Annotated in this window: 8 protein-coding genes; 1 reads left to right on the top strand and 7 read right to left on the bottom strand. The window is 71.0% G+C overall.

Going from position 1 to position 11,801, the window contains the following annotated elements:
• Window positions 1-4 precede the first annotated feature (4 nt).
• Together metE and HHX40_RS25535 are read right to left on the bottom strand one after the other, a co-directional pair.
• Window positions 5-2,281 carry a 5-methyltetrahydropteroyltriglutamate--homocysteine S-methyltransferase gene (gene metE, locus HHX40_RS25540; RefSeq protein WP_182882644.1) on the bottom strand — a complete coding sequence of 759 codons (2,277 nt, stop codon included), beginning with the start codon at window positions 2,279-2,281 and terminating at the stop codon, window positions 5-7.
• A 148-nt stretch (window positions 2,282-2,429) separates the two neighbouring features.
• Window positions 2,430-3,281 carry a helix-turn-helix transcriptional regulator gene (locus HHX40_RS25535; protein ID WP_182878185.1) on the bottom strand — a complete coding sequence of 284 codons (852 nt, stop codon included), beginning with the start codon at window positions 3,279-3,281 and terminating at the stop codon, window positions 2,430-2,432.
• A gap of 85 nt (window positions 3,282-3,366) precedes the next feature.
• On the opposite strand from HHX40_RS25535, the gene HHX40_RS25530 reads away from it, so the two are divergent.
• Complete coding sequence (locus tag HHX40_RS25530; protein WP_182882643.1) at window positions 3,367-4,146, top strand: SDR family NAD(P)-dependent oxidoreductase; 780 nt, start codon at window positions 3,367-3,369, stop codon at window positions 4,144-4,146.
• A 30-nt stretch (window positions 4,147-4,176) separates the two neighbouring features.
• Here the strand turns inward: HHX40_RS25530 and HHX40_RS25525 are convergent, their stop codons facing one another.
• The 5 genes from HHX40_RS25525 to HHX40_RS25505 form a co-directional block, all read right to left on the bottom strand.
• Entirely contained in the window at window positions 4,177-4,518 is a 342-nt protein-coding gene (locus HHX40_RS25525; RefSeq protein WP_117408795.1) for an MmcQ/YjbR family DNA-binding protein, read from the bottom strand.
• 125 nt (window positions 4,519-4,643) lie between these two features.
• A complete protein-coding gene (locus HHX40_RS25520) occupies window positions 4,644-5,273 on the bottom strand; it encodes a hypothetical protein (protein WP_220499585.1) in 630 nt (209 codons plus the stop codon).
• Between the two features lie 42 nt (window positions 5,274-5,315).
• On the bottom strand, window positions 5,316-7,706 hold the full coding sequence (locus HHX40_RS25515; protein WP_182882642.1) for a family 43 glycosylhydrolase: 2,391 nt from the start codon (window positions 7,704-7,706) through the stop codon (window positions 5,316-5,318).
• Between the two features lie 42 nt (window positions 7,707-7,748).
• Window positions 7,749-10,670, bottom strand: a complete 2,922-nt coding sequence (locus HHX40_RS25510) for a family 43 glycosylhydrolase (protein ID WP_182882641.1) — start codon at window positions 10,668-10,670, stop codon at window positions 7,749-7,751.
• 113 nt (window positions 10,671-10,783) lie between these two features.
• On the bottom strand, window positions 10,784-11,710 hold the full coding sequence (locus HHX40_RS25505; protein WP_182882640.1) for a MerR family transcriptional regulator: 927 nt from the start codon (window positions 11,708-11,710) through the stop codon (window positions 10,784-10,786).
• Window positions 11,711-11,801: the final 91 nt, after the last annotated feature.

The following is an 11,801-nucleotide window of genomic DNA, read 5'->3' as shown; positions in this document are numbered from 1 at the left end:
GCCGCTACCGAGGGGTGTGCCGCTCGCGGAGGCGGGCCGCGGCCTCGGCCACGTTGGCGAGCGCGGCCTCGACCTGCTCGTGCGACCGGGTCTTCAGGCCGCAGTCGGGGTTGACCCACAGCCGGTCGGCGGGCACCACCCGCAGGGCCTCCTCCAGGAGCCGCTCCACCTCGTCGGCGCCGGGCACGCGCGGCGAGTGGATGTCGTAGACCCCGGGGCCGAGCCCCCGGCCGAAGCCGCGGCCGTCCCCACCGGCGACCCCACTGGCCATCACGGCGAGCACCCGGCCACGTGAGCGGGCCGATTCGACACTGGTCACGTCCGCGTCGAGGGCGTCGATCGCGGCGAGGATCTGGTCGGCGTCCGAATAGCACAGGTGCGTGTGGATCTGGGTGTGATCGCCGGCGCCGGAGGTCGCCCTGCGGTAGGCCGCGACGGCCCACTCCAGGTAGGCGGCCTGCCCGGCCCGGCGCAGCGGCAGCAGTTCGCGCAGGGCCGGCTCGTCGACCTGGATCACCCCGATGCCCGCCTCCTCCAGGTCGCGCACCTCCTCGCGGACGGCGTCGGCCACCTGGAGAACCACGTCGCGCAGCGGCAGGTCGTCGCGGACGAACGACCACGCCACGATCGTGACCGGGCCGGTGAGCATGCCCTTGACCGGCCTGCTCGTCAGCGACTGCGCGTACCGCGCCCAGCGCACCGTCATCGGCTCCGGCCGCCGCACGTCGCCGTGCAGGATGGGCGGCCGGGTGCAGCGCGAGCCGTACGACTGGACCCAGCCGTGCCGGGTGACGGCGAAGCCGTCGAGATGCTCGGCGAAGTACTGCACCATGTCGTTGCGTTCGGGCTCGCCGTGCACGAGAACGTCCAGCCCCAGCCGCTCCTGCACCGCGATGACGTGCTCGATCTCGGCGCGGACCATGTCCTCGTACGCCGCCTCGCCGATCTCCCCGGCCGCCAGCGCCGCCCTGGCCCGGCGCAGCTCCCCCGTCTGGGGGAACGAGCCGATCGTGGTGACCGGGAGGAGCGGCAGCTTCAGGCGCTCGGCCTGCGCCGCCGCCCGTACGGCGTAGGGCGCCCGGGTCTCTGTCACCCGGGTCTCTGTCAATCGGGCCCCGGACGTGGAGGGCCGCGCCTGCGGCGCGGGGAGGCGGGGGACGTCGGCGCCGGGGCCCTCGACAAGCAGGTGCGCCAGCTCGACCACCTCGGCGACCTTCTGCTCGGCGAACGCCAGCCGGCCCCGCAGGGCGGGATCGAGGCCGGTCTCCCGCTCCACGTCGTACGGCACGTGCAGGAGCGAGCACGAGGTGGCGACCACGACCTGTCCCGCCCGCTCCCGTACGGCGTGCAGCGTGGCCAGTGCCCGGTCCCGGTCGGTGCGCCACACGTCCCGGCCCGACACGACACCGGCGACGACCGTCTTGCCGGCCAGGAGACCCACGTCACCGGGCGTGCCCCGGACGAGATCCAGGGCCACGGCCTCGACCGGCGTCCGCGCCAGCACGGGCAGCGCCTCGCCGAGGTCCCCGAAGTAGGCGGCGACCAGAAGCGCGGGCCGTTCCGCCAGCCCGCCGAGCCGGCCGTACGCCGCCTCGACCGCGGCGAGTTCGGCGGGAGTCCGGTCGGCGACCAGCGCGGGCTCGTCGAGCTGCACCCACCCGACGCCCTCCGCGGCGAGCGCGCCCAGCAGGCGCCCGTACACCTCGACCACGTCGTCCAGCCGGTCGAGCGGCGCGAAACCGTCCGGGCTTCCCGCCGCCGCCTGCGACAGCAGGAGGAACGTCACCGGCCCGACCAGCACCGGCCGCGTCTCCAGGCCCAGCGCGCGAGCCTCGCGGACCTCCGAGAGCGGCTTGGCGGCGTCGAGGGAGAAGACCGTCTCCGGGCCGATCTCGGGCACGATGTAGTGGTAGTTGGTGTCGAACCACTTGGTCATCCGCAGCGGGGGCAGCCCCTCGGCGCCGCGGGCCATCGCGAAGTAGGCGGTCAGGTCGTCGTCGTGCCGGTAGCGCTCGGGCACCGCGCCCAGCAGCACGGCCGTGTCGAGAACGTGGTCGTAGTAGGAGAAGGTGTTCGACGGCGACCCGCCCAGACCCAGCTCAGCCAGCCGCCGCCAGGTGTCCTCCCGCAGCCGCCGCGCCACCTCCTCCAGGGCCGCGCGGTCCGAACGGCCCTCCCAGTACGCCTCCAGCGCCCGCTTCAGCTCCCGATCGGGCCCGATCCTCGGATACCCCAGCACGGTCGATTCCGGAAAAGGCGATGCGGGAAAAGACGACGTCATCACGGCTCCTCGCTCCGTCGAACAGGACGCCCCGCATCCTCCCCTCGCCCGGTTCCGCCGCGCCGGATTCATCACCCACGCTTATGGATCATCTCGGGGTCGTCCTGAACGGCCGTGGGCATCGATAAGCCGGCGTGAACGGCGCGGCTCAGCGAGGGGCGTCCATCCGCTGGGTGCCGATGACCGACAGCAGCCGCAGCGCCTCCTCGGACGGCGAGCCGGGGACGGCGGTGTAGATCACCATCTGCTGGTCGCGGTCGGCGATGTCGAGGGCGTCGCAGCTGACGGTGACCGGGCCGACCATCGGATGCCGGAAGGTCTTGCACAGCGTCGGCGGGCCCTCCACCTCGTGGGACGCCCACAGGCGGGCGAACTCCGGGCTTCCCGCGAGGAGCTCGTCCACCAGCCCGGTCACCTCCGGCGCGCCCGGGTAGCGGGCGGCGGCGGCGCGCAGCCGCCGGGCCGCGTGGCGGGCGAACGCGTCGGCGTCGGAGACTCCGTACAGCCGCCGTCCCCCTTGGTGCGGCCCGAGGAACACGCGGCGCACCAGGTTGCGGTCGCGCCGCGGCAGCGCCGAGAAGTCCTCCATCAGGGCGGCCGCCAGCTCGTTCCACGCGAGCACCTCAAGCGTCGCGGAGGTCACGAACGCGGCGGACTGCGGCAGTCTCCGGAGCAGGTCCAGGATGCTCTGCCGCACCTCCCGCGGGGGCCCCGGCGGCGGGGCGGCCGGGGCGCCGGCGAGGTGGTGGAGGTGGGCGCGTTCGGCGTCCGACAGGCGCAGGGCCCGGGCCAGCCCGGCCAGCACCTCACGGGACGGGCGCGGACCGCGGGCCTGCTCCAGCCGGGTGTAGTACTCGGTCGAGATGAACGCCAGCTGCGCCGCCTCCTCACGGCGCAGGCCCGGAGTGCGCCGCCTGGTCCCGGCGGGCAGTCCCACGTCGGCCGGGCTGATCCGCTCGCGCCTGCTGCGCAGGAAGGCGGCCAGTTCTCGTCGGTCCATACCTCCAGTGTGCCGGGCGCGCGGAGGCGATCCAGGTACCGCCGGTGCCTGGATGGGCCGCGCTCACCGGCGCAGGCTCTTCGCCATGGACAACACACGTACCGGTGCGGGCCTGCTGGCCGGCAAGGTCGCCTTCGTCAGCGGCGGCGGACGCGGAATCGGAGCCGCGGCGGCGCGGCTGTTCGCCCGGGAGGGCGCCCGCGTGCTGCTCGCGGCCCGGACGGAGGCCCAGCTCAAGACGGTGACCGAGGAGATCCGGGCGGCGGGCGGCACCGCGGACCACGTGGTGTGCGACCTGGCCGACGCCGCCAGCGTGCGCGCTGCCGTGAACCGCGCCGTGGACCTGTACGGCCGGCTCGACGTCGCCTTCAACAACGGGGCGACCATCCAGCAACCCGGCCCGATGGACCGGATGCCGGAGGCCGACTTCGACCATGTCTACGCCGTGAACCTGAAGAGCGTCTGGCTGGCCATGACCGCCGAGGTGGCGGCGATCCGGGCCACGGCCGGCACGGGCGCCATCGTCAACAACTCGTCCGTCGGAAGCTGGGGAGGCAACCCGGAACTCCCGGCCTACGCCGCGATGAAGCGGGCGGTCAACAGCCTCACCGAGTCGGCCGCCGTCACCTACGGCCCCGAGGGCATCCGGGTCAACGCGATCGCTCCCGGCAACACGCTCACCGAGATGATCCGCGCCTGGGAGGCCGAGTCCCCCGGGCTCCAGGAGCGGCTCACGGCGCAGACCCCGCTGCGCCGCGGGGCCGACCCGGCCGAGATCGCCGAGGCCGCCGCCTGGCTGCTGAGCGACCGCTCCTCCTTCGTGACCGGCGCCGTGCTCCGGGTCGACGGCGGCGCCCGGGTCTGAGCGGAGCCGAGGGCCGGAGCGGCGCGGGAGTCAGAGCGAGTCGTACGCGGCGGCCACCTTCTTGGGGACGACCATCCGCCAGGCGTCGGTGACGAGCTCCCGCATCTCGGCCACGTCGATGGCCGCCAGCCGGACCCGGACCCACTGGTAGCGCTCGTCCGAGGGCAGGGGCATGAGGAACTTCTCCGGCTCGGCGGCCACGAGGGCCGCCCGTTCCTCCTTGGGGAACCCGAAGCCCATCAGGGTCTCGTCCGGGGACACGGAGGCGTACACGATGCCCCTGACCCGGAACTTGACGTGGTCGCGGACCAGCGCCTCCTCGGTGCGCGGCAGTGCCCGCGCGACCTGCCGGACGTCGTCGGCTGTGACCATCGGATGCTCTCCTTCCGTCGCCGACGAAGGTAGCCGCCGCCACCGACATTCCGGCCACCCGGCAGCGAGGTGCCCCGCGACGCGCGTCGCGGGGCACGTGCTTCCCTCTCCGGTTCCGAGACGGGTCAGGACTGGTTGAAGAGGGAGAGGGTGAGGGTGGAGTGGTATTCGCCGGCGGCGACGTCGACGGGGGTGCGCAGGGCGAGGTCGGCGTTGACCTTGGAGGTGCCGATCTCGGTGGCGGAGTCGGCGGTGGAGACGAGGAGTTCCTGGCCCTTGAGACCGACGGTGGGGGCGCCGGAGCCGTCGGACACGACGGAGGAGACCGGCTCGCCGGCGGCGACGGCGCCGGTGGTGGTGTCGGACAGCAGGCGGGGCTTCCAGCCGAGGTATTCGGGGCCGATGGGGGCGGTGCCGGTGGCGGTGGCGGTGAACGCGCTGGCCTGGCCGACGACGGCCCAGAATTCGCCGTCGGGGATCTCGGCGGGCGTGCGGGTGTCGGTGACGGTGACGGTGGGCAGGGTGCCGACGAACTGGCGGGCGGCGGCGTCGGAGCCGTTCTCCTGGAGGGAGACGCCGTTGTTGTCGGCGACGGTCATGGAGATCTGGCCGGGGGTGGTGGTGGGGGTGATGGTGACCGAGACGTCGATGCCGGCGCCGGGGTCGTCGGCGAGGGCGGGGGAGACGCCGATGCCGGTGAGGGTGAGGCCGAGCACGGAGGCGGCCAGTATCTGGGTGGTGCGGGTCATTCGCATGGGGTGATCACTCCGATTCATGAGGGGGCGGGGCCGGTGCGGTCAGCGGCAGTCGGCCGCGGTGTAGGCGGCGTCGTAGGACGTGGTGACCTGCTTGCCGCCGATCGTCGCGGTCCCGGCCACGGTCACCTTGCCCGCGCCGATCTGCCCGGCCCGGGTGTTGAAGGACTGGTAGGCCTGCTTGCCCGGGGCCACGCCGGTCACGGTCTTGGAACCGTACGGGGTGGTCAGCGTCACCGTCGCCGGCGCGTCGCCGTCGTTGACGGCCGTGACCGCCAGGTACACCGAGGAGCCGATGCAACGGGAGGAAGCGGTGACGGTCAGCTTGACCTCCGGTGAGGACTGCTCCGCCTCGAAGGCCCAGGAGTCGATCTCGAAGAGGTCCGCGCCCTCGGGCCCGGCGTAGGTGAAGTACACGTCGTGCACGCCCTTGACACCGTCGAGCTTGGCGGAGAGCCTCGTCCACTCGCCGAGCGGAGCGTCGACGGGGATGGTCGCCACCACGGGCGAGTTGCGGCCGTCGAGACGGACCTCGATCCTGCCGCCCGCGGCGAGCGGCCGCACCTTCGCGGTGACGCCGGTGGCGCCGGCCGTGCCGAAGTCGACCTTGGCGAGCGACGTCCAGTCGCCGTTGTCGACGTCGTACACCGCGAGGTTCGGCGCCTGCGCGCCGAACTCCTCCGACCCGCCGTCGATCTTCTTGGTCGCGATGCCCTGCTGCCACGCGATCGTCTCGGCCTCGATGACCCGGTACGGATCGAGGTTGCGGATCTGCTCGACGCCCTTGTAGTCGCCCCTCACCTCCTTGATCGTGCCGTCGGCGTTGAAGTCGAGCTTGGCGAGGTGCGGGCTGCGGAAGCCCTGGGTGGCGCCGCCCGTGATGCGGCTGTTGAGCGTCTGGGCGTGGTAGGTGAAGTAGTACTGGCCGTTGAGCTGGAACACCGACTGGTGGTTGTTGCCACCGGCGCCGAAGTAGGTGCCGGGATTCTTGAAGATGATCCCCTTGTACGTCTCGGGGGTCCAGGGGCCCATCGGGCTGTCGGCCATGAGATAGGCGATCGCCCCGGTCGGCGGGCCGTTGGGGTCGACCGTGCCGCCGAACCCGAAGTTCGACGAGTACGAGTAGTAGTACTTGCCGTCGCGCTTGAACAGGTGGCCGGCCTCGAACACGAGCGGCGCGTCGATGACCTCCGCCGAGCCGTTCGTGCTGATCATGTCGTCGCCGAGCCTGATCACACGCGTGGACTTCGGGTGGTTGGTGTTCTCGGCGCTGCGCGTCCCGTCGTCGCCGCCACCGCCGAAGACGAGGTAGCCCTGGCCGTCGTCGTCGATGAACACGCCGGGGTCGAACAGCCAGTTGATGCCGTTGGACGCCCCCGGCGTCGCGCTCGTGATGAGCAGGTTGCCACGCTCGTCGTGCCAGGGACCCACCGGCGAGTCGCCGACGATGACGCCGGAGCCGCCGCCGTTGTTGGCGAAGTAGAGGAAGAACTTCTCCTTGCCGCCGACGACCTTGCTCTCCATGGCCGGGGCCCACGAGTTGTTCGCGTAGCGGGCGACCCCGTTCGGGCCCGCGACGGGGATCTCGCCGTGGTCGACCCAGTTCATGAGGTCGTCGGACGAGATGACCGTGATCGTGTTGATGCTGGCGTAGGTGTTCGTCGAAGAGACCCCGGTGGGGCCCGGCTTGTACTCCTGCGTGTCGTTGGTCATGTAGATGTACACGCGGCCGTCGTGGACGAAGGCGTTGCCGTCCGCCCCGAACTTGTGCGAGATGAGCGGGTTGCCCTCGCCCGGGTTCTTGCCGAGCGCCTCGATGGTCGTCGAGGGGGTGAACTCCGAGACCGACACGTCGTCGACCTTGAAGTCCATGAGGTGCGTGTCCGGAGCGGACGAGGGATTCGACGTCCAGGGCGTCTCGAGGAAGAGCCGCGCGGTCGTGACGCTCTGCCCCGCCGGGATCGTGAACGTGCCCTGGATGAGCCCCCACTGCCCGCGGGCCACGGTCACCGTGCCGACGTTCGTGTACGTCGAGCCGCCGTAGTGCATGGTGGCGAAGAACTGCTTGGTCGCCGGGCTGTTGGGATTCTCGTACTTCACCCGGGCCGTGATCGCGTACGTCTTCCCGGCCTGCACCTTGCCGGACAGGTCCTGCATCGGGCCGGATCCGGTCGTCTTCCGGTTCGTGACGAGCACGGCGCTCGAACCGGCGTAGGCGTCCGTCGTGGGTGACAACGTGGCGCCGTCCGTCGAGTTCCCGTTGTTGACGAACCAGCTGCTGAGGCCGTCCTCGAACCCGCCGTTCACGATGATGTTCTGGCCTGCGGCCTGCACCGGCCCTGTCGTCGCGGCGACCGCCGTCGCCAGCAGGGCGCCGGTCACGGCCGCGGCGGCGACCCGTCGCACGACCGACTTTCTGACGCGCTTCAACACGAATATTCTCCTTGACCTCGGACTTTGCGGGGAGATGTGGGGTCAGCGGCAGTCGGCCGCGGGGTAGGCGGCGTCGTAGGACGTGGTGACCTGCCTGCCACCGATCGTCGCGGTGCCCTTGACGGTCACCGTGCCGGCGCCGATCTGCCCGGCCCGGGTGTTGAAGGACTGGTAGGCCTGCTTGCCCGGGGCCACGCCGGTCACGGTCTTGGAGCCGTACGGGGTGGTCAGCGTCACCGTCGCCGGCACATCGGAGTCGTTGACGGCCGTGACCGCCAGGTACACCGAGGAGCCGATGCAGCGGGAGGCGGCGGTGACGGTCAGCTTGACCTCCGGCGAGGCGGCCTTGAGCGTGCCGAGCCGGGCGAGCTGGTAGCTGAGCGCCCGCTCGGGCGCGTCGATCTGGTTCTGGGTGCCGAACTGCCCGGCCCGCGCCGCCTTGGCGTCGGCGAGCGCGGCCTGCGTCGCGGACCAGGCGTCCGCGGGGTAGTCGCGCTCGTCGAGCGTCTCCGCGTACGCGACGGCCGCGTCGAGGGCGCTCGTGTCGAGCGGCTTGTTCTGCGCGGTCAGCGTGTCGCTGAGCTTGTAGTAGTCGAAGTCGACGTGGCCGCCGGTCTCCTTTGTCGCGTAGTCGAACAGGCCGACCCGGTGCCCCATGAAGTGCGAGAGGCTGCCGTCCAGCGCCTGCGGGCCGACGCGGCCGCCCAGCTGGGTCCACTTCAGCCCGTCCAGGCTGTAGTAGAACGTCGTCCACAGCTGTCCGGCCGGTGAGGCGAAGTCGAGGTCCGCCTTCACGTACACCTGGCTCGCGTCTCCGAGCGGAACCGTCGTGCCCGGCACGAAGTTCTCGATCGCCGCCTGGTCGATGTCGACCGCGAACGGCTGCCCCCGGTTGACGACGCCGAGCGTGTTCTGGCCGTCGGCGCGCTTGACCGCGATGTAGGAGAACCCGCGGTTGTAGGCGGCCAGGCCCGCGACGTCGCCGTTCTTCATGGCGGAGACGTCCATCCTGGTCTCGACGGACTGCCGGGGCCCGAACGTCCGCTGCGAGAGCGTGTTCCGCGCTTCCTCGAACCAGGTCAGCTCGTCCCGGTTGGAGAGCTTGGTGTAGACGTACTTGCCGGTGACCACCTTGCCGGTCGTCAGCCGCAGCCATCCGTCGCGATCGGTGAGCGACCAGTACCGGTTGTCGGGGGCGTGGTTCCACTCCCACACCGGGGCCAGGCGCGACCCGTTGGGGGTGATCTCCTCCTTGGCGGGGTACTCGGTCGTCACCGGCTGCCCGACGACGGAGACGTCGTCGATCAGGTACTCCACGCTCGACGACGCCGGCTGCGGGTTGCCCCACGGCGTCTCCACCGCGAACTTGAAGTTGTCCACGTTCGCCGTCGTGGGAACGGTGTACTGGCCCGTCACCGTCGTCCACTGGCCCATCGGAACGTTCCCGGACGCCATCGTCTGGACGCCGGCGCCCCAGTCGGCCACCAGGTTGAACCGGATGCTGCTCGGCCCCGACGTGTACCTGACCTTCGCCGACACGGTGTAGGTCACACCGCGCTGCACCTTCCCGTTCAGGTACTGGTTCGGACCGGAACCGTTGAGCGTGCGGTTGCTCACCTTCAGCGCCGCCGAGCCCGCCGCCGGGCCGGTCGTGTCGCGGCTGATCGTCGCGCCGTACTGCGTGCCCCACGGCGAGACCGCGTCGGACTCGAACCCGGGGTTCTGCAGCAGCTCGACGCCGATGAGCGAGGGGTCGTACGCCGGCGGCTGCGGGATCGTCCAGTCCTCGTCCATGTACGCCTTGTGCGGGGCGTCGTTGGCGAAGTCGTCGGAGGCGACGATGCTCTTCTGCTGCTCCAGCCGCTCCTCCTCCGGGCTCAGCGCGATCGGCTTGGCGAACGCGCCGCCCACCGGCACGACCCCGTTGTTCCCGAAGACCGGCCAGCCGTCCTGCCACGTCGCGGGGATGAGCGCCGGGGTGCGCCCGATCGGGAAGTTGTCGCGGAAGAACATGCCGTACCAGTCGGTGCCGCCTCCGTCGCGCGAGATCGGCACGAGGCTGCCCTGCGCGAAGCCGTTGGAGTTGAGCACCCCGCGGGCCTCGTAGGTGTTCGTGCCGTCCGCCGAGGTGTAGCGCCCGAGCAGGTTCTTGGAGCGGAACATGACGACCTGGCGTCCCTGGCCGGACGGCCAGGTGATGATCACCACGTAGTAGTAGCCGTTGATGTGGAAGACCTGGGCGCCCTCGAACAGGCCGCCGATGAACGGCTTGCCGGCGTAGTCGCTCGCCGCGAAGATGCTCGGAAAGTCCTTGTCAATGCCCGACATGTCGGACTTGAGGCGCACGGCACTCGTGCTGCCGGAGCCGTAGAAGATGTACGCCGTGCCGTCGTCGTCGAAGAACAGCGAGGGGTCGTGCAGCCCGCGGCCGAGGGGCGTGCGCTTCCACTTCCCGTTCTCGACGTCGTCGGTGCTGTAGAGGTAGGCGCCGCCGAGGTTGTTGGTGTTGAAGACGGCGTAGAACCTGCCGTCGTGGTAGCGGAGGGACGACGCCCACTGGCCCTGGCCGTACGAGTTCTGCCCGTTGCGCAGCGAGAACGCGTCGCCGATGTCCGCCCGGTCGAACACGTAGTTGACGATCTCCCAGTTCACCAGATCGTAGGACTTCATGATCGGTGCACCCGGGCTCAGGTGCATCGTGGTGCTGATCATGTAGTAAACGTCCCGGTGCTCCTTGTTCTCGGCGGCCGGGACGCGCTCCACGCTGATGTCCGGCACGTCGGCGTTGGTGATCGGCACGGTGTAGGTGCCGTCGCCCTTGTCGGTCGAGGTGTACGACGGCTTGGGCGACCACGCGTTGTCGGCGGCGGCCACGCCACCCGTGGACACGAGGCCGGCGCAGAGGAGCGCGCCGGCCGTCGCGATCGCGGTTCTGCGCGGTGAAGGGCGGGGGGATACGGACATGGGGGGTCTCCAGTCATGGATATGACGCGCCCGTTAATATTGTTTGCGCTAACATGTCCTGTCAAGGCTCCCCGGCGTCCACTTTGTCGGTAATGTTCGCGCTCACATCATGGTCAGGCCCCCGGGTGCGCGCGGAGTGCGTCCAGAAGCCAGGCGAAGTCGTCCGCGTGGGACGGCTTGGGCTCCCGGCCGTTGATCACCGCCATCAGGCGCCGGTACCGATCGGCCTCGGCGTACAGGCCGGCCTCGATCCGCTCCCGTACGGCCGCCCGGCCGGCGGCGTCCATGTCGCCGAGCAGGCGGGTGACGACCTCCGCGGCCTCCGGTGAATCGGGGCTCACGCCGTCCTCCCGGGCCTGCCCCGCGAGCCAGACGACCTTCTTGGCGAACCAGGCGAAGGCCCCCGGCTCCTGTCCGGCCCGCCCTCGGCTGTTGTGCTCCACCATGTCGCGCATGCGCCGCCGGAAGTCCGGGTCGCGTACGAGCTCGGCCAGTTCCACCCAGGCGTCCACCTGCTCGGGCGTGGGGTCGTCGGGGAGGTCGACCCGGGTGTGCCCCATCCGGTTCCTGAGCTCCGGATCGGCGTCCAGGCCACCGAAGACCTCGTCCACGAAGTCCTCGACGATGCGCCGCCGCTCCTCCGCGGACAGCCGTGCCATGTCGTTCAACAGTTTCATCTCCTCCGTGTTCATCTCTTCCGTGCCGGACCGTCGTCTCGCGACGGTGCTGAGCACCGCGCGCCGGATCCGCAGGGTGCGGATCTGCGCGTCCAGTGCGTCCACATGGACGGCGGCGACATCCGCCAGGGTGACCTTCCGCTCCAGCACCCGCCGAATGTCGCCGAGGCCGAGGCCGAGGTCCCGCAGGGTCCGGACGAGCTCCAGCCGTGCCACGGCGCCGGCGTCGTAGAGCCGGTAGCCTCCCTCGCTCCGTCCCGCCGGCGGCAGCACTCCCACGTCCGACCAGTAGCGGATCGTCCGCGCCGGCATGCCGGTGCGGCGGGAGAGCCGTCCGACGGTGAACAGCCCTTCATCGTCCATGGCGACGAGTGTCACCCTGACAGCGGCTGGAAACTCAAGCCGTCCGTCTCTCGGGTTCGCCGTGAACCGGCACTAGGGTTGTGCACGGGAG

It is taken from the genome of Microbispora sp. H10949 (assembly GCF_014161435.1).
Taxonomy (GTDB): Bacteria; Actinomycetota; Actinomycetes; order Streptosporangiales; family Streptosporangiaceae; genus Microbispora; species Microbispora triticiradicis.
This window is presented reverse-complemented; position numbering and strand designations above follow the sequence as displayed.

Excerpts from the sequence above, each read along its gene's own strand:
- metE (WP_182882644.1), bottom strand. The coding sequence starts at position 2,281 with ATGACGTCGTCTTTTCCCGCATCGCCTTTTCCGGAATCGACCGTGCTG.
- HHX40_RS25535 (WP_182878185.1), bottom strand. The coding sequence starts at position 3,281 with ATGGACCGACGAGAACTGGCCGCCTTCCTGCGCAGCAGGCGCGAGCGG.
- HHX40_RS25530 (WP_182882643.1), top strand. The coding sequence starts at position 3,367 with ATGGACAACACACGTACCGGTGCGGGCCTGCTGGCCGGCAAGGTCGCC.
- HHX40_RS25525 (WP_117408795.1), bottom strand. The coding sequence starts at position 4,518 with ATGGTCACAGCCGACGACGTCCGGCAGGTCGCGCGGGCACTGCCGCGC.
- HHX40_RS25520 (WP_220499585.1), bottom strand. The coding sequence starts at position 5,273 with ATGCGAATGACCCGCACCACCCAGATACTGGCCGCCTCCGTGCTCGGC.
- HHX40_RS25510 (WP_182882641.1), bottom strand. The coding sequence starts at position 10,670 with ATGTCCGTATCCCCCCGCCCTTCACCGCGCAGAACCGCGATCGCGACG.
- HHX40_RS25505 (WP_182882640.1), bottom strand. The coding sequence starts at position 11,710 with ATGGACGATGAAGGGCTGTTCACCGTCGGACGGCTCTCCCGCCGCACC.